Here is a 17,896-nt window from a genome sequence, read left to right as displayed (position 1 = left end):
GCGATCTCCAGGAAGTCCCGGTCCGCGCGGTCTTCGTATGCCTGCTTCAGCGCCACGGGTTCATGCCTTCAGTGAGTCCTTGCGGTACAGCCAGGCGGCGGCACCGGTGAACAGTACGAAGTACACGGCGAGGATCGCCACGTCCTTGGCGTGCGGTGCGCCGCCCAGCTCGATGGCCTGGCCGAGGCCCGCGTAGGCGTGGGTGGGGAGCCAGCTCGCGATCGTCTGGAGCCACTGCGGGAAGTTCGTGGTGGGCATCCACAGGCCGCCGAGGATCGACAGGCCGAAGTAGAACAGCATCGAGATGGGCCGGACGCTGTCGCCGCTCGCCAGGTATCCGATGGCGACGCCGAGCGCGGCGAAGACCAGGCTGCCGGCCCAGATCGCGCCGGTGAGGGCGAGCCACTGCCAGGCGTCGAACCGTACGTCCTTGGTGACGGCCGCCACCGCGAAGACGGTCAGGATGGAGGGGAGCGAGAGGACGCCGGCGCCGGCGGTCTTGGCGAGGACGTAGCCGTGGCCGGGGAGGGCGGTCAGCCGGAGCTGGCGGACCCAGCCCTGCTCGCGCTCCTTGGCGATGCGTTCGCTGTTGCCCATGAGGACGGCGGTCAGGGCTCCGAAGGAGGCCATGGCGACCATGTAGAAGGCGGGCATGGTCAGCTCGGTGCCCATGACCTTGGTGGTGCCGTCGAGGGTGCCGCCGAGCATCAGGAAGAGGGCGGCCGGGTAGAGGACGGTGAAGAAGAGGTACTTCTTGTTCCGCAGGGCGCGGACGATCTCCAGCTTGATCAGGGCGTTCACAGGGCGGCCTCCTCGGCCTCGGTGAGGGCGATGAAGGCCTGTTCCAGGCCGAGGCCCGCGACCTCCAGGTTGCGGGGGTAGAGCCCGAGCGCGTACACGGCGTGGACGGTCGCGTCGGGGTCGGCGGACTGGAGCCGCACGGTCGCCCCGTGCCGCTCGAAGGCGGTGAGGGCGGGCAGCGCGCGGAGCACCTGCTCGTCCACGGCCTCCTGGCCGTCCAGCTCGAAGGAGACCTTCCGGGCGCCTGCCCTGGCCTTGATCTCGGCGGCGGTGCCGTCGGCGAGCAGCCGGCCCTTGCTGAGGACCAGCACGCGGTCGGCGATCGCGTCCGCCTCCTCCAGGTAGTGGGTGGCGAAGAGCACGGTGCGGCCCTGGTCGGCCTGTTCGCGCATGGTGGCCCAGAAGGACTGGCGGGCGGTGACGTCCATGCCGGTGGTCGGCTCGTCGAGCACGATCAGGTCGTTGTCGCCGGCCGTGGCGAGGGCGAAGCGCACCCGCTGCTCCTGGCCGCCGGAGAGCTTGTCGACCTTGCGGTCGGCGATCTTGTCGATGCCGGCGCGGGAGAGCACCTCGTCGACCGGGTGCGGACGGGGGTGCAGGGCGCAGCCGAGCGCGACGATCTCCCGTACGGTCACCTCCGCCATCAGGCCGCCGCTCTGCAGCATGGCGCCGACCCGGCCGGCGGCGACGGCCTCGCGCGGGGTGGTGCCGAAGAGCCGGACGGAGCCGGAGTCGGCGGGGCGCAGGCCGAGCAGGAGGTCGAGGGTGGAGGACTTCCCGGCTCCGTTGGGGCCGAGGAGCGCGACGGTCTCGCCCGGGTGGAGCGCGAGGGTGAGGCCGTCGACCGCCCGGACCGGGCCGTAGTTCTTCGTCACGTTCTCGAAGCTGACCACGGTGTCGGTGGCGGTTTTCGCGGTGCGTGCCGCGGTCGTCGTCGTCATGGAGAAAGATTCGCCCGCACGGGGTCCCCTGCGGCAGTGCCGGGCGTCGTGTGTGCCGGATGACAGATGTCATGCGGCGGACATGACAGTGCCCCCGCCCGGGGTGGCGGATTCCAGCAGTCATTGCAACACATGGTTGGTTGATCAGGCCGCGAGCAGTTTATGCAGGCGCTCGGCTGGAGCTTCCCAGTCGAGCGTTTTGCGTGGACGGCCGTTGAGTTCGGCGGCGACGGCATCCAAGTGCTCGCGGCTGTGCTGCGCGAGGTCGGTTCCCTTGGGGAAGTACTGCCGCAGCAGGCCGTTTGTGTTCTCGTTCGATCCGCGCTGCCAGGGACTGGCCGGGTCGCAGAAGTAGACCGGGATATCCGTGGCGATCGTGAACTCGCGATGCCGGCCCATCTCGCTGCCCTGGTCCCAGGTCAGCGAACGCTTCAGGTGGGCGGGCAAGTTCTGGACGGTCTTGATCAGTGCGTCGCGAACCAGTTCGGTGCCACGGCCGTCCGGCAGGTGCAGGAGCATCAGGTAGCGGGTCGAGCGTTCGACCAGGGTGCCGATCGCTGAGGCGCCATCCTTGCCGATGATCAGATCGCCCTCCCAGTGGCCAGGGACCGCGCGGTCGGCGGCCTCGGCGGGCCGGTCGCTAATCATGACCATCGGGTCGCGGAAGCGGTTCTGACGTTGTTGGGCCTGGCGGCGGGGTTTGCGCCGGACACGGCCGGTGCGCAGGACCCTGGCCAGTTCTCGGCGGAGTTCGCCGCGGCCCTGGACGTAGAGCGACTGGTAGATCGTCTCGTGGACCACGTGCATCTCCGGCCGGTCGGGAAAGCGCGTGCGAAGAGCCCGGCAGATCTGCTCCGGGCTCCACCGCCTGTTGAGGCGGTCCTGAATGAAGGTTCGTAGCTCCGGGACCTGCCCGATCTTCCGGGACTTGGGCCGGGGGCGGCGCTCGTCGGCGCGGCGCTGTGCCGCGTGAGGCCGGTACTTCCATCGGCCGTCTGTCAGGACTGTGCGGTTCCGGCGGATTTCCCGGCTGATGGTGGAGGGGCTGCGGCCCAGTTCGGCGGCGATCGTCCGGATCGACGCCTTCTCCCGCAGCCGGTCGGCTATGTGAAGGCGATCGAGCTCCCGCAGATGCCGCGATGGCCCGGGTTCGGGCCCCACCAGCTCGACCGGTGGCGTCCACCTCTTGCTGTCCGACCGGGTGAATCCATTCCGCCAGCGCCTTCCCGTCCGACGGTCGACTCCGACGATCCGGCACGCTTCCCTGCTGCTGACGCCCTGGTCCATGAGCCGGAAGTATTCCTCCCGCTCACGGACCAGGGTCCGCGGCCCCTGCCACCGTCGGTCCCTACGAATCTCGAAGTCCATCGCATCCCCTGCTGGGGTGTTGCAATGACCACTGGAACCTAAGGGTCCGGGCGGGGGCACTGGTCCGTCGTGACGTGCCGCGGGGCCAGGCCGGCTAGCCGGCGTTGGTCTCGATGACGACGGTCCGCTCGGCGGTGGTCTTGCCGCGCAGGGCCTTGCCGAGGGCGCCGGCGACGTCCTGCGGGGTGACCGCCGTCTTGGCGCCGGTGCCGCGGGTGATCAGGACCCCGTCGAAGGTGTTCCCGTAGACGGCCTTGAGCGCCTCCAGGTCGAACTTCTCCGTGAGGCGGCCGTCCACGGCCTGCATGCTGAGGAACTTCGGCAGGGACTTGGAGCCGAAGGGGAGGGACTTGCCGCCCGCCTTGACCGTGGCGATGGCGGACATCGCCGGCTCCGCGAACTCCTTCATCGCCCGGTCCAGTTCGGCCTGGTTGACGGCCGGTTCCTTGGTGGTGGTCGGCAGTTCGGCCACGGCCGGCTTGCCGGTGGCGACCTGGTCGCGGAAGGCCTTGGTGACGAGGTCGACGGAGCCGTCCACGTCCAGGGTGGTGCCGGGCTTGCCGGGGACGGCGACGGCCTTGCCGGTGTCGAAGGTGATCGCGCCCTCGGTGGCCGAGCCGGCCGTGCCCGCGAGCTCCTGGAGCGCGACCTGGAGCTTCTCCTCGTCGACCGGCATCACGGGGTCGGCGACGCGCTCGTTGCCGAGGAGGGAGCCGATGACGGTGACGGGGTTGTAGTCGCTGCCGGCCGCGTTGCGGACGGTGGTCTGGCCGTCGAGGGTCAGCCCGGCCTTGTCGGGCTTCAGCTCGACCTGCTTGCCGCCGACGTTGAGCTGGATCGGGGTGGAGGCGCGGGTGCCGAAGGCCGTCTGGAGCTTGGCCACGGCCTCGTCGCGGCTGCCGCCGATGTCGACGCCGAGGACGGTGGTGCCCTTGGGGACGTCGGAGTGGTTCAGGAGCAGCCCGGCCCCGTAGGCCACGCCGAACAGGGCCACGATCCCGCCGCCGAGCAGGACCAGCTTGGAGCGGCCCTTCTTGGCGGGCTTGGCGGTGCCCTTCTGCTGTGCGGGCGCGGGGCGCGGGGCCGCCGGTGCCGGCGCGGGGACGGGGGTCGGCGCCGGCGTGTCCAGCTCGGGGCCGGGCCAGCCCGCCGCCTCCTCGACGCGGGGTCCGCCGCCGGGGCCGCCGACCGGGCCGGAGCCGAAGCCGGGACCGCCGGTGGGGCCGGCGGGCTGGCTGCCGTAGACGGGGAACGCCTCGGTGACGGGGCCGGTGTCGCCCTGGTCGCCCGGGTACGCCGGGAAGCCCTGGGTGGAGCCGACGCCGGGGCCGCCGGGCATCGGGGCGGCGGGCGCGTGTGCGGGCGCCTGGGCGTAGCCGGTGCCGTAGTCCGCCACGGGCGGCGGCGGGGTGCGCGGCGGCGCGTAGGCGCTGTCCGGCGCGGGCGGGGTCTGGGTGCGCGGCGGGGGCGCGTAGCCGCCGCCCGGCACGGGCGGGGGCGGCGTCGGGGTGGGCCTGGGCGTGGGCGCGCCGCCGGGCACGGGCCGCTGCGCGAGCGGGGGCGGCGGGGCGGACGCGGCCGGCGGCATCTGCGCGGCGGCGGGCGGCTGGGCCGCGGGGGCGGCGCCAGCCGGCTTGCGGGGGGCGAACCAGTTGCTGGCGGCCGGCTCCTCGGCTTCGGCCGGGCCCTGGGCGCGCGCCGGCTCGGGCTCCCGCTCGGCCTCGATCCGCGTCGGCTGGGGCTTCGGCCGCTGCGCGGGCGCGGGCTTCGGCTCGGGCGTCGGCTCCGGCCCCTGCTCCGGCGCGGCGGCGGCCGGGCCGGAGTTGGTGCCCATCGACTTGCGCACGACCACCGGCGGGATCGGCCGGGAACCCGGGATGTTGATCCGGATCCGGGTCGTCAGGGTGGTCTCGGTCTTGGGCCCGTCGGATTCGGGCGTGGACGGCTTCGAGGTCACAGGGTTCTCCTCCGGAGCGGTCGACGCGCCAGGTCCGGACGGCACGGTCGTGGACGGGTGCTGGCCGGTTCCGTACGGCGGCGTCCCCGAGGGGTATGCGGCTCCACCGTGCCCCTTGGGCCCGGAGGACGAACTGTCGGTTTCACGACTCAAGGCAGGTTCTCCCGGTTGGCTCCGCCGCCCGTCATACCGTGCGCGGGCAGCTCGGCGGCCCGTCCACCATACTGGCCGCCGCCCGCACGCAACTGACGGCCGGGATTCAGGGGTTCCTCACAGCGCCCGCCAAACCCCCCTGAACCGGCCCGGGAGACCCCGCGTCCGGCCGTGCGCCGATCTCCCTACGAGGTCCGACACCACGTCACTTGGCGGAGCGCGCGGCCGAAACCGGCCGGTCCAGCGGACCGCGCATCGTGGCACACATCACAGCGAGCACCGTTCCACCCAAAAGGTAGGCGTACATGCCGATTCCGGACGAACTGAGGAGGAAGTCCCCCTCGGGGCGCGGAACGCTGAGCATCACGTACGCGAGGAACCAGCCGGCCGCGGCCCCGCCCACGCCGAGGCCGGTGCCGAGGGCGATCCGGCCCCCGAGGAACAGTCCGAAGAGGGCCAGCAGGGCGAGCAGCAGGCCGCCGGGGAACCACAGGTCCACCACCAGCCAGCCGGCCGCGCCGGTCAGCGCGCCCGCGACCACCAGACCCAGGCCGCCGGCGACCCGGCCCACCGTCAGGCTGCCGGTCATGCCCCCACCCCCGCGAAGAGGTCGTGCTCGCGCGCCCCCGCCGGTACGCCGGGCCGGCCCTCGACCAGTTCGTAGTACTCGCGGGTGAACAGCGGCTGCGCCAGGTCGTTGGAGAGGGCGAAGAAGGGTCCGTCCACGGCGATCTGGGTGGCGTGGGCCCGCATGGCCGCCGCCTTCGCCGTGACGAAGGCCTCCTCGGCCCCGATCTCGGCGGTGATCCGTTCGTCGTCGACGACCCCCGGCACGTCCTCGGGCGAGCCGAGCCCCGGGAAGGGGTTCTCGGCTCCGGCGGCGCGCAGCCGGGCGAAGCCCTCCTCGACCACGGAGAGCGGGACGCGGTTCCAGTAGATCTTCCCGACCGCGTGCGGGTCGCCGAGGTCGCGCCGGTACGCGGTCTCCGCGGCCAGTTCGGCGGCGCGCATGGCGACCCGGTGGGCCTGGATGTGGTCGGGGTGCCCGTAGCCGCCGTCCGGGTCGTACGTGACGAGCACCTGCGGGCGCAGCTCGCGGATCACCTCCACGAGGTACGCGGCCGCCTCGTCCACGTCGGCGGACCAGAAGGCCCCCGGGCGGTGGTTCTGCGGGGCGCCCATCATCCCGGAGTCCCGGAAGCGGCCGGGGCCGCCGAGGAACCGGTGGTCGTGGACGCCCAGCTCGGCCATGGCGGCGGCGAGTTCGCCGACGCGGTGGGCGCCGAGGGTGTCGTCGCGGTCGGCCGCCAGGTGGGCGAGGGCGGGCGGGATGACCTCGCCCTCCTCGCCGAGGGTGCAGGTCACCAACGCGACGTGGGCGCCCTCGGCCGCGTACTTGGCCATGGTGACGCCGTTGTTGATCGACTCGTCGTCCGGGTGCGCGTGCACGAGGAGCAGACGACGGGCGGGAAGACCGTTCATGGGCCTAGCCTACGAGGCACGGCTCAGAACTTGAGGCCACTGATCATGCTGGCCACGTTCGAGGTGAGCTGGCTGAGGGTCGGGGCGATGGTGGAGCTCGCCAGGTAGAAGCCCAGCAGTACGCAGACGACCGCGTGCCCCGCCTTCAGGCCGGCCCTCCGGACCAGCAGGAAGACGATGATCGCCAGCAGCACCACGGCGGAGATCGAGAGTGCCACGGCGTTTCACCTCCACGTCGAGCGGACATCGGTACGCGCATTCGCGCTCGGCGAGAGTCATACCCACCGTGCGCTACGGATCATAACTATCCGTGCCAGCGCATCGATCGAAATCCGGCAGCACGAGGGGCGCATGGCGCGCACGGGCGGGGTCACGGGGAGGTCGGCCGGGGCGGCTGTACGCCTCCCCGGCCGACTGTCGGCACCCGCACGGCCGCACGCCACACAGGCTGCATGCCCCAGATCTCGGGGCAGAAACGGTCAAGTTGCCCCCGTGTAAACCGCGTTGTGGGGCACTGGCCACACCCGCACCTCACACCCCGTGGGTGGCTGGAAATCATCGGTCGACGGGGTGCGTGTCCCACGGACAGGACAGGCCGGAACCGGGCCGGACGGGCCGGGACTAGTCCTCGGTGCCCGGCGCCGGCGTCTGCGGGACCACCTGTTTCTCCGCCGCGAAGTGACACGCCGAGGGGTGGGCCGCCGGGCCCGAGGGGAAGGCCTGCGGCACCGCGAGCAGCGGCACCTCCGCCGCGCAGCGCGGCTCGGCCTTCCAGCAGCGGGTGCGGAAGGGGCAGCCCGACGGCGGGTTGGCCGGGGACGGCACGTCACCGGAGAGGATGATCCGCTCGCGGTGGGCCCGGGCCTCGGGGTCCGGTACGGGAACGGCCGAAAGCAGGGCCTGGGTGTACGGGTGGGTGGGGTGGTCGTAGATCTGGCTGTCGGTGCCGATCTCCACGATCCGGCCCAGGTACATGACGCCCACCCGGTCCGAGATGTGCCGCACGATCGACAGGTCGTGCGCGATGAAGACGTAGGACAGGCTGAAGTCCTTCTGGAGGCGGTCCAGGAGGTTGATGACCTGCGCCTGCACGGAGACGTCGAGCGCGGAGACCGGCTCGTCGGCCACGATGATCTCGGGCTGGAGCGCGAGGCCGCGGGCGATGCCGATGCGCTGGCGCTGGCCGCCGGAGAACTGGTGCGGGTAGCGGTTGATGTACTCCGGGTTCAGGCCGACCACGTCGAGGAGGTCCTGGACCTTCTGCCGGCGCGAGCCCTTGGGAGCCACCTCGGGGTGGATCTCGTAGGGCTCCCCGATGATGTCGCCGACCGTCATCCGCGGGTTCAGCGAGGTGTACGGGTCCTGGAAGACCATCTGGATGTTGCGGCGCACGGCCTTCAGGGCGCGGCCGGACAGCTTGGTGAGGTCCTCCCCCTTGTAGAGGATCGAACCCGCCGTCGGCCGCTCCAGGTTGACCAGCATCTTGGCGACGGTCGACTTCCCGCAGCCGGACTCGCCGACGATGCCCAGCGTCTCCCCGGCGCGCAGGTCGAAGGAGACCCCGTCGACGGCCTTGACCGCGCCGACCTGTTTGCGGAAGACGATGCCCTGGGTCAGCGGGTAGTGCTTGACCAGGTCCTTCACTTCCAGAAGGGACTCAGCCATGGAGGCACTCCTTCCAGAAGAAGCACGCGCTGGTACGCTCCTCGGCGACCTGCGCGAGCGGCGGGACCTCGGCGCGGCAGACGGCCTGCGCCATCGGACAGCGCGGGTTGAAGGCGCAGCCGGGCGGGATGGCCAGCAGGTTCGGCGGCAGCCCCTTGATGGCGTACAGCTCCTGCCCCTTCTGGTCCAGGCGCGGGATGGAGTCCAGCAGGCCGCGCGTGTACGGGTGCGCGGGCGCCTTGTAGATCTCGTGGACGGGGGCCGCCTCGACGATCCGGCCGGCGTACATGACGGCGATCTTGTCGGCCACGTCCGCGACCACGCCCAGGTCGTGGGTGATCAGGATGAGGCCCATGTTGAGCTCGCGCTGCAGTTCGGCGAGCAGGTCCATCACCTGCGCCTGGACGGTCACGTCCAGGGCCGTCGTCGGCTCGTCCGCGATGATCAGCGAGGGCTCCAGGGCCAGCGCCATGGCGATCATGATGCGCTGGCGCATGCCGCCCGAGAACTGGTGCGGGAAGTCCCCCACCCGCTGCTTCGCCGCCGGGATCCGCACCCGGTCCATCAGCTCGACGGCCTTGGCCTTGGCGTCCTTGCGGGACATCCCGCGGTGGACCTCGTACATCTCGCCGAGCTGCTTGCCGACGCTCAGGACCGGGTTCAGCGAGGAGAGCGCGTCCTGGAAGATCATCGCCATGTCGGCGCCGCGGATCCTGCGCCGCTCCTCCTCCTTCATCTTGAGGAGGTCCTTGCCCTTGAAGAGGATCTCGCCGCCCGCGATCCGGCCCGGCGGCATGTCGAGGATCCCCATCACGGCCTGGGCGGTCACCGACTTGCCGGAGCCCGACTCGCCGAGCACGGCGAGCGTCTCGCCCTCGTCCACCGAGTAGTCGACGCCGTTGACCGCCTTCGCGACTCCGTCGCGCGTCTTGAATTCCACGTGCAGGTCGCGGACTTCGAGCAGCATGTGCGGGGCTCCTCAGCGCAGCTTGGGGTCGAGGGCGTCGCGCACCGCGTCGCCGAGCATGATGAAGGCGAGCACCGTGATGCTCAGCGCGCCCGCCGGCCAGAGCAGCATGTGCGGGGCGTTGCGGATCTGCGAGGCCGCGTTGGAGATGTCGATGCCCCACGAGACGGTGGGCGGGCGCAGGCCGACGCCGAGGAAGGACAGGGTGGCCTCCAGCGCGATGTACGTGCCGAGCGCGATGGTGGCGACGACGATGACGGGGGCGACGGCGTTGGGCGCCACGTGCCGCAGCAGCATCCGGCCGTTGCCGGCGCCCAGGGCCCGGGCGGCCTGGACGTAGTCGTTCTGTTTGGCGGTGATCACCGAGCCGCGGGCGATGCGGCCGATCTGCGGCCAGCCGAGGAGCACGATGAAGCCGACCACGGGCCACACGGTGGTGCTGGTGACGACCGACAGGAAGACCAGGCCGCCGAGGACCACCGGGATGCCGAAGAAGATGTCGGCGACCCGGGAGAGCATCGCGTCGCCCCAGCCGCCGAAGAAGCCGGCGAGGCCGCCGAGCGCGGAGCCGAGCAGGGCGGCGCCGAGGGTGGCGCAGACGCCCACGGTGATGGAGGCGCGCGCCCCGTACACCGTGCGGGTGTAGACGTCGCAGCCCTGCGTGTCGTAGCCGAAGGGGTGGCCCGGGGAGGAGCCCTGCTGCGATTTGGACAGGTCGCACTGGAGCGGGTCGCCGCTCGCGATGAGCTGCGGCCAGATCGAGATGATCACGAGGAAGAGGATCAGCAGCGAGGAGAGGACGAAGACGGGGTTGCGGCGCAGCTGGTGCCAGGCGTCGGACCACAGCGAGCGGGCCTTCTCGGTGGGTCCGGGGCCGGTCGGCCCTGCGGCCTTCTCGATGCCCTCGACGCTCTCGGCTTCCTGCAGCGCGAGATCCATGGGTCCTCCCTGGCCGGTGGGGGAGATCGCCTCGTGCCGGCGGGGGCCGACGGGGTCGTATCCGCCGGGGCCTTCGGCGCGCTCGGGGGGCTCGGGCTCGGTCTCAGGCATAACGGATCCTCGGGTCCAGGACCGCGTAGAGCAGGTCGACGAGCAGGTTCGCCAGCAGGAAGACGATGACGAGGATGGTCACGAAGCCGACGACGGTGGGCGAGTTGTTGCGCAGGATGCCCTGGTAGAGCTGGTAGCCGACGCCGTGGATGTTGAAGATCCGCTCGGTGACGATGGCGCCGCCCATCAGGGCGCCGATGTCGGTGCCGATGAAGGTGACCACCGGGATCAGGGAGTTGCGCAGCAGGTGGCGGGTGACGACCCGGTGCCGGGGCAGACCCTTGGCGGTGGCCGTGCGCACGTAGTCGGCCTTGACGTTCTCGGCGATGGAGGTGCGCGACAGCCGGGTGACGTAGGCGAGGGAGACCAGCGCGAGGACGATGCCGGGCAGGATCAGCTCGTTGAGGGGGGCTTCCGGGGAGACGGTGGGCCGCACCCAGCCCCATTTGACGCCGAAGAGGTACTGGAGCAGGTAGCCCGTCACGAAGGTGGGCACGGAGATGACCACGAGGGTGGCCACGAGCACGGAGGTGTCGACGGTCTTGCCGCGGCGCAGCCCGCTGAGCACGCCGAGGGTGATGCCGATGACGACCTCGAAGAAGATCGCGACCAGGGTCAGGCGCAGGGTGACGGGGAAGGCGCTGGCCATCAGCTCGGTGACGGACTGGCCGTTGAAGGCCGTGCCGAAGTCGCCCTGGAAGATCTGGCCCATGTAGTGGAGGTACTGCTTCCACAGGGGCTGGTCGAGGTAGAGGTCCTTGCGGATGCGGGCGGCGGTCGCGGGGTCGGGGGCCTTGTCGCCGAAGAGGGCCGCGACCGGGTCGCCGAGCGCGTACACCATGACGAAGATCAGGAACGTGCTGCCGATGAACACCGGGATCATCTGGAGCAGCCGCCGGATCACATAACGTCCCATGGACTGCTCCAGGATCGATCCGAAACGTGGGTCAGCTGACCTTGATCTGGTCGTACACGGGCACGCTGAACTGGTTGAGCGCAACGTCCGAGAGGCGCTCGGCGTAGCCCGCGCTGCCGTTCTGGTACCAGAGCGGGATGGCCGGCATCTGCTCGGCGAGGATCTTCTCGGAGTCCTGGAACTTCGCGATGGCCTTGGCCGGGTCGCTCTCCTGGTTGGCCTCGTCGACGAGCTTGTCGAAGTCCGGGTTGCTGAACTTCCCGTAGTTGGAGGACGCGCCGGTGTAGTAGAGCGGCTGGAGGAAGTTCTGGATGAGCGGGTAGTCGGCCTGCCAGCCGGAACGGAAGGGGCCGGTCAGCTTGAAGGCGCTCTGCTGGTTGCGGAAGTCGGCGAAGGTGCCGATCGGGTTGACCGTGCACACCGGGCCCTCGCCGAGCGCGTTGTTGACGCTGTTGCAGACGGCGTCCATCCAGTCGCGGTGCGAGCCGGTGTCCACGTTGGAGGTCAGCGTGACCTTGCCGCCGGGGAGCCCGCCGCCCTCCTGGATGAGCTTCTTCGCCTCCGCCGGGTCGTAGACGCAGGCGTCGCCGCAGACCGTCGAGGAGAAGCCGCCCTTCTCGCCGAGCGCCGGCGAGGTCCAGTCCTTGGCGGGGGTGCGGGTTTCGCGGAAGATCTGCTTGGTGATCTCGTCGCGGTTGATCGCCCGGGAGATGCCCTGGCGGACCTTCTCCGTGCCCGGCTTGCTCCACTGCGGGTCGTACAGCGGGAAGGTGAGGGTCTGGATGATGAGGGCGGGCTGGTTGATGTACCGGTCGCCGAGGTCGTTCTTGACGTTCTTCAGCTGCTGCGCCGGGATGTCGTCGACGAGGTCGAGGTTGCCCGAGATCAGGTCGGTGTAGGCGGTGTTGTTGTCGGTGTAGACCTTCAGGTCCACGCCGCCGTTCTGCGCCTTGTCCGTACCCGGGTACGCGTCCCACTTGCGCAGCTTCATGCCGGTGCCCTTGGTGTACGAGTCCACCGTGTACGGGCCGTTGCCGACGGGCTTGTTCAGCCAGCCGGTGTGGTCGGTGAAGAACGCCTTGGGCAGCGGCGAGAAGGCCTGGTAGCCGAGGGTCTCGGGCCAGGTCGAGAACTTGTTCTTGAGGGCGACGGTGAAGGTCTTGGAGTCCTTCACCACCAGGCCGGACATCGTCTTCGCCTTCGGTTCCCCGGAGGCCGGGTGCACGTCCTGGTAGCCGACGATGTCGGAGAAGAACGGCGAGTTGTTCTGCTTGTTGCGCACGTCCGCGCCGTAGTTCCAGGCGTCCACGAAGGACTGCGAGGTGACCGGCTCGTCGTTGCTGAACTTCCAGCCGTCCTTCAGCGTGATCGTGAAGTTCTGACTGTCCGTCGTCTCGATCGTCTCGGCGAGCATGTTGTTCGCCTCGCCGGTCTTCGGGTCGTAGCGCTTGAGACCCCGGAACAGCATGTCGAGGACCTTGCCGCCCTGCACCTCGTTGGTATTGGCAGGCTCCAGCGGGTTCTGCGGGTCACCCCACGAAGAGCTGACGATCCCCGCGTCGCCCCCGCCCCCACCGCTGTCGCTTCCACCGCCGCAGGCCGTCGCCGCGAGGGCGACGGCCACCGCACATGCGGCCCACTTGGCGTGGGTGGCTCCGCGCATGGAGTGCCTCCTATGGGTCCCAGACTCACTTAGGCGCCAATGTCACCATATAGATCGCATCGTGCATCGCTGGTTGGACCGATTGCACCGTTCCTAGCGATATTGGCCACTGTTGGGCGAATCGCCGTCTCCCGGACTGGCCGGTTGCCTCCCCGAACGGTCTTGGGAGGCAGGGACCCGCGCGAACCGTTCGCTCCGGTCCCAGCAGGTCTTACGCCCCTCGTGGGGTGCGCCTGTGGTCCTCGGCGGGCTCGTGGTCCCGTGCGCCGTCGGGCGGGGCGCGGTCTGGCCGGTAGCTCTCCGCACGACGATCCTCTGGTCGTGTGCGGTCACACCTGGCCGACGCCGCGTCCCGTGGCCGAGGGCACGTCTGCCGATCGCCACGGCGGCCGCATGATGGCCGGTGACGAGGGTGGTCTTCGATTGCTCCTGAAGCGCTGCCTGCCAGTACCGGCGGCCCCAGCGGGAGGTGTAGGCCGGATCGACCGCGACCACGACGAGCCCTCGATGGTGAGCCATCGAACGCAGTCGCTCCCGGAAGCGGGCGGTGGGCAGTCCGGCGACGGTGCGGCGAAACGCCTTGCCCCGCTTGCCCCGGCCCATCGTTTCCCGGCCGGTTGACCGGGCGTCACCGAAGCCGAGGTTCTCGATCGCCAGACCGTCGCAACCGTTCGCCCGGGCGAGGTCGACGAGTTCGGTGATCGCAGCCCGCAAACGCCCGTCGCGCCGGGATGCGGGCCCGGTCAGGTCAGTGGGCAGGGTGACGGGCTCACCGACCGGATTGCCGTGCACGTCCACGACGCAGGCGGCAAGGTGGCCGGCGTTCAGGTCGACCGCGAGCAGCCGGGCACCTGCGGCGGCCAGCTCGGACGGGGTGGGAAGCGCTGTCTTCACGCAGGACCAGGAGGCGAGCGTGCCGTCAGCCGGATCCACGGTGATCGTGTAGTTCCCGTACGGCGCGCCCGACTCTCCGTCTGCGGTCAGGAACATGCGCCGTGCGTCCCCCTGCTCCCGCCACTGCTTTGACGTGAGCCCGGCCGCGGTGAGGTTGTGCCGGGTTTTCACGAGCCTTCGGCCGCCGACGACGATCGCCGGATGCCCGGCCTCGATTCGCGCCTCCACCTCGGCCATGCGTCCGGGGAGCACCCGCAGCCGGCGCTGCTTCTGGGCGCGCTCGGCCTGGCTCGAGTAGCCGCGGACACCAGCCACACGCTGCCCGCACGGCACCCCCGCGCGCTGCCGGATCTTGGAGACGGCCCGGCGCAGCGAGGTTCGCTCGTCAAGGAGACAGCGCAGTGAGAGCTGGTACTGGTCCTCGGACGCACGGGTGATGGCGCCCGCCCACCGTGACGACGACACCCTGGTCAACGCGCGCTTCCGCGCCGCCCGCCGGTTCTGCGTGGCTGCCACCGTCCCGATCCGCACCCGGTCTGCCAGATCGGCACGGGCGAGCCCGCCGAGGTACTCGCCGACGATCCGCAGTACTTCGGCATCGCGGCCGGACAGGCGCAGACGATCCCGGATCCGCGCGCCGTGGGGCGCTGACACGGTGAAGGCGGCGGCCGGCGTGCGCAGCGCCCGCTTCGGCTTGCCCCCAGCGCGTGCCACCAGCCACCCCGCTCGATCTGCACAACAGCCCTCACGTCGTGCACCGACCATGGCAGCTTCGCCAGGACCCCGCGCGCGCAGCGCCCGCTTCCACCCGTACGGGCTACACGACGGCCGGCAACGAAGCAGCAGCGGCCACCCGTCACCCCTGCGAGTGCAACGGCAGCTCCCAGGAGTCGACCGCGTAGTGCAGGCCCATGCCGTGCGCCTCGTAGAGCCCGAGTGCGCCCGTTTCGTTGTGGGTGTCCACGCCGAGGCCGATGGTGTCGCGGCCGCGGGCGGCGTAGGCCGCGAAGCAGTGGCGCAGCAGGAAGCCGCCGAGGCCGCGGCCGCGCAGTTCCTTGCGTACGCCGATGTGGCCGACCCAGCCCATGCTGGTGCGGTCGTCGCGGGTGAGCAGGACGGCCGCGTCGCCGTGGCCGGGCAGGCTCGCGATCCAGACCAGGGACCAGTCGAGGCGGCGGCCGTCGATGTGGTCCAGCCAGCTCTCGTACGGGCGGTCCACATGGCCGAAGTGCGCCGCGAAGGTCTCCTCGATCAGGGCGTGGGCCCGGCGGCGGTCGGCCTCGTCGTCGGCGCAGTGGCGCAGGGTGAGCCCGTCCGGGAGGGCCGGCGCCGGGTCGGCGGCCGGCGACAGGGAGCGGGTCATGACCTGGTAGCGGCGGATGGTGCGGTAGCCGCGCCCGGTGAGGTGGGAGAGGTCGAGGGTGGGCTCCACGTTGAGCTGGAGCCGCAGGACGCCGGAGCCGGCGGTCAGCTCGCGGGCCCTGGCCTCCATGCGCTCCAGCAGCAGGACGGCCGCCTCGTCGTGGCCGGGCAGTACGTAGTGGTCGCCGTCGACGCGGCCCGGCCCGGAGTCGGCCCAGACGAGGGCGTAGGCCACGAGCCGCCCGCCCTCGAAGGCGAGCCAGGAGTCGGTGGCCAGGTCGACGTCGGGGGCGTTGAGGTCGGATTCGACGGTGCCCAGGTCGGTTTCCGGGCGGCCGATCTCGATCATGTCGACGGCGTTGAGGAGGGCGCAGATGTCGGCCGCGTCCCCGGGCCCGGCGGGCCGTACGGTGAGGGTCATTGCCTCACTCTCCGGGCCGCGCTCCCCGTGCCGCAACCGGGTTTCCCGGACCCGTACGGAAACGGCCGGTCCCCGGTGCTCGAAGCACCGGGGACCGGCCGTGGCCCTGCGGGTCCGTCGGAGGTCAGACGGCCAGGATGGCCTTCTCCTCCGCGAAGTGGCACGCCGACTCGTGCGCGGCCGGGCCGGTCTGGCCCTTGAAGCGCTCCGGGATCGCCAGCAGCGGCTCCTCGGTGGAGCACTTGTCCTGGGCCTTCCAGCAGCGGGTGCGGAAGCGGCAGCCCGACGGCGGGTTGGCCGGCGACGGGACGTCACCGCTCAGGATGATGCGCTCGCGGCCCTCGCGGGCCTCCGGGTCGGGGACCGGGACGGCGGAGAGCAGCGCCTGGGTGTACGGGTGCGTCGGGTGCTCGTAGATCTGGGCGTCGGAGCCGATCTCGGCCATCTTGCCCAGGTACATGACGCCGACGCGGTCCGAGATGTGCCGGACGATCGACAGGTCGTGCGCGATGAAGAGGTAGGAGAGGTTGAACTCGTCCTGGAGCTTCTCCATCAGGTTGATGACCTGCGCCTGCACCGACACGTCGAGCGCGGAGACCGGCTCGTCGCAGATGATGATCTCGGGCTGCAGGGCCAGGCCGCGGGCGATGCCGATGCGCTGGCGCTGACCGCCGGAGAACTGGTGCGGGTACCGGTTGATGTACTCCGGGTTCAGGCCCACGACGTCCAGGAGCTCCTGGACCTTGCGGCGCCGGTCGCCCTTGGGAGCCACCTCGGGGTGGATCTCGAAGGGCTCCCCGATGATGTCGCCGACCGTCATGCGCGGGTTCAGCGAGGTGTACGGGTCCTGGAAGACCATCTGGATGTTGCGGCGCACGGCCTTGAGGGCCTTGCCGGACAGCCGGCTGATGTCCTCGCCCTTGTAGAGCACCTGGCCGGAGGTGGCCCGCTCCAGGTTCATCAGGAGCTTGGCGACCGTGGACTTGCCACAGCCGGACTCGCCGACGATGCCGAGGGTCTCGCCCTGGTAGAGGTCGAAGGAGATCCCGTCGACCGCCTTGACCGCGCCGACCTGCTTCTTGAACAGGATGCCCTGGGTCAGCGGGAAGTGCTTGACCAGGTTGCGGACCTGGAGGATCGGCTCGCGCTCGGTGGCGTTCTTGGTGAGCTCAGCCATGGATCTGCTCCTTCCAGAAGTGGCACGCGCTGCCGCGGCCCGGCAGTTCGGTGCCGTCCTGCTCGGTGACGGGGTGCAGTACGGGGATCTCCGTACGGCAGATGTCCTGCGCCTTGGGACAGCGGGGGCTGAAGGCGCAGCCCGTCGGAATGCGGAGCAGGTTGGGCGGCAGACCCTTGATCGCGTAGAGCTCCTGGCCCTTCTGGTCCAGGCGCGGGATCGAGTCGAGCAGGCCGCGGGTGTACGGGTGGGACGGACGCTTGTAGATCTCGTGGACCGGAGCGGTCTCGACGATCCGGCCCGCGTACATGACGGCGATCTTGTCCGCGACGTCGGCGACGACGCCGAGGTCGTGGGTGATCAGGATCAGGCCCATGTTCATCTCGCGCTGGAGCTCCGCGAGCAGGTCCATGACCTGGGCCTGGACCGTCACGTCGAGGGCCGTGGTGGGCTCGTCGGCGATGATCAGGTCCGGCTCCAGGGCCAGCGCCATGGCGATCATGATGCGCTGGCGCATACCGCCGGAGAACTGGTGCGGGTAATCGCCCACGCGCGCCTTGGCGGCGGGGATCTTCACCCGGTCCATGAGCTCGATGGCCTTGACCTTCGAGTCCTTCTTGGACATGCCGCGGTGGACCCGGAACATCTCGCCGAGCTGGTCGCCCACCGAGTAGACCGGGTTCAGGGACGACAGCGCGTCCTGGAAGATCATCGCCATCTTGTTGCCGCGGAGCTTGCGGCGCTCCTCGTCGGACATCTTGAGGATGTCCTTGCCGTGGAAGCGCACCTCGCCGCCGGCGATCCGTCCGGGCGGGCTGTCGAGAATGCCCATGATCGCCTGTGCGGTGACGGACTTGCCGGAGCCGGACTCGCCGAGCACGGCGAGGGTTTCGCCGGCGTTGACGCTGTAGCTCACGCCGTTGACGGCCTTGGCGACCCCGTCACGGGTCTTGAACTCGACCTGGAGGTTGTCCACCTCCAGCAGCGGCACGGCGGACCCGCCACCCGTCTCCGCAACGCTGAGAATCTCCGACGTCGTCACGCCGCCACCTTCGTCCTGCTTGCTGATGTTGTCTCGG

The 17,896-nt window shown here is 70.6% G+C and carries 16 protein-coding genes; all 16 read right to left on the bottom strand.

The features are described 5' to 3' along the window. Positions 1–60: 60 nt before the first annotated feature. Positions 61–801: an ABC transporter permease gene (locus tag AB0D29_RS32240; protein ID WP_362859083.1), complete on the bottom strand. Its 741-nt coding sequence runs from the start codon at positions 799–801 to the stop codon at positions 61–63. After that, positions 798–1,742, bottom strand: coding sequence for an ABC transporter ATP-binding protein (locus AB0D29_RS32235; protein WP_362859081.1), 945 nt, complete (start codon positions 1,740–1,742; stop codon positions 798–800). The genes AB0D29_RS32240 and AB0D29_RS32235 overlap by 4 nt, the downstream gene beginning before the upstream one ends. Positions 1,743–1,886: 144 nt before the next feature. After that, positions 1,887–3,110, bottom strand: a complete 1,224-nt coding sequence (locus AB0D29_RS32230; protein ID WP_362859080.1) for an IS30 family transposase — start codon at positions 3,108–3,110, stop codon at positions 1,887–1,889. 94 nt (positions 3,111–3,204) lie between these two features. Next, positions 3,205–5,067: a hypothetical protein gene (locus AB0D29_RS32225; protein WP_362859079.1), complete on the bottom strand. Its 1,863-nt coding sequence runs from the start codon at positions 5,065–5,067 to the stop codon at positions 3,205–3,207. A gap of 358 nt (positions 5,068–5,425) precedes the next feature. Then, a complete protein-coding gene (locus tag AB0D29_RS32220; protein WP_362859077.1) occupies positions 5,426–5,809 on the bottom strand; it encodes a DUF6113 family protein in 384 nt (127 codons plus the stop codon). Continuing rightward, positions 5,806–6,702 (bottom strand): N-acetyl-1-D-myo-inositol-2-amino-2-deoxy-alpha-D-glucopyranoside deacetylase, encoded by an 897-nt coding sequence (gene mshB / locus AB0D29_RS32215; protein WP_362859076.1) that lies wholly within the window; start codon positions 6,700–6,702, stop codon positions 5,806–5,808. Before mshB ends, AB0D29_RS32220 begins: the two co-directional genes overlap by 4 nt. 23 nt (positions 6,703–6,725) lie before the next feature. Then, positions 6,726–6,920 (bottom strand): hypothetical protein, encoded by a 195-nt coding sequence (locus AB0D29_RS32210; protein WP_030012369.1) that lies wholly within the window; start codon positions 6,918–6,920, stop codon positions 6,726–6,728. Between the two features lie 403 nt (positions 6,921–7,323). Beyond that, positions 7,324–8,367 (bottom strand): dipeptide ABC transporter ATP-binding protein, encoded by a 1,044-nt coding sequence (locus AB0D29_RS32205; protein ID WP_362859074.1) that lies wholly within the window; start codon positions 8,365–8,367, stop codon positions 7,324–7,326. After that, positions 8,360–9,334: an ABC transporter ATP-binding protein gene (locus AB0D29_RS32200; RefSeq protein WP_362859073.1), complete on the bottom strand. Its 975-nt coding sequence runs from the start codon at positions 9,332–9,334 to the stop codon at positions 8,360–8,362. The genes AB0D29_RS32205 and AB0D29_RS32200 overlap by 8 nt, the downstream gene beginning before the upstream one ends. A 12-nt stretch (positions 9,335–9,346) precedes the next feature. Continuing rightward, on the bottom strand, positions 9,347–10,273 hold the full coding sequence (locus tag AB0D29_RS32195; RefSeq protein WP_362859136.1) for an ABC transporter permease: 927 nt from the start codon (positions 10,271–10,273) through the stop codon (positions 9,347–9,349). A 103-nt stretch (positions 10,274–10,376) separates the two neighbouring features. Further along, positions 10,377–11,300 carry an ABC transporter permease gene (locus AB0D29_RS32190; RefSeq protein WP_362859071.1) on the bottom strand — a complete coding sequence of 308 codons (924 nt, stop codon included), beginning with the start codon at positions 11,298–11,300 and terminating at the stop codon, positions 10,377–10,379. 31 nt (positions 11,301–11,331) lie between these two features. Continuing rightward, positions 11,332–12,963, bottom strand: a complete 1,632-nt coding sequence (locus AB0D29_RS32185; RefSeq protein ID WP_362859069.1) for an ABC transporter substrate-binding protein — start codon at positions 12,961–12,963, stop codon at positions 11,332–11,334. A 93-nt stretch (positions 12,964–13,056) separates the two neighbouring features. Beyond that, complete coding sequence (locus AB0D29_RS32180) at positions 13,057–14,571, bottom strand: hypothetical protein (RefSeq protein WP_362859068.1); 1,515 nt, start codon at positions 14,569–14,571, stop codon at positions 13,057–13,059. Between the two features lie 142 nt (positions 14,572–14,713). Continuing rightward, positions 14,714–15,640, bottom strand: a complete 927-nt coding sequence (locus AB0D29_RS32175) for a GNAT family N-acetyltransferase (RefSeq protein WP_362859066.1) — start codon at positions 15,638–15,640, stop codon at positions 14,714–14,716. Positions 15,641–15,764: 124 nt separating this feature from the next. Continuing rightward, complete coding sequence (locus tag AB0D29_RS32170) at positions 15,765–16,817, bottom strand: dipeptide ABC transporter ATP-binding protein (RefSeq protein ID WP_362859065.1); 1,053 nt, start codon at positions 16,815–16,817, stop codon at positions 15,765–15,767. Continuing rightward, a complete protein-coding gene (locus AB0D29_RS32165; RefSeq protein ID WP_362859063.1) occupies positions 16,810–17,859 on the bottom strand; it encodes an ABC transporter ATP-binding protein in 1,050 nt (349 codons plus the stop codon). Before AB0D29_RS32165 ends, AB0D29_RS32170 begins: the two co-directional genes overlap by 8 nt. Positions 17,860–17,896 lie beyond the last annotated feature (37 nt).

The sequence above is a fragment of the Streptomyces sp. NPDC048424 genome, assembly GCF_040651555.1.
Taxonomy (GTDB): Bacteria; Actinomycetota; Actinomycetes; order Streptomycetales; family Streptomycetaceae; genus Streptomyces.
Note: the sequence above shows the minus strand (reverse complement) of the source record. Positions and strands in the feature narration are given on the sequence as shown.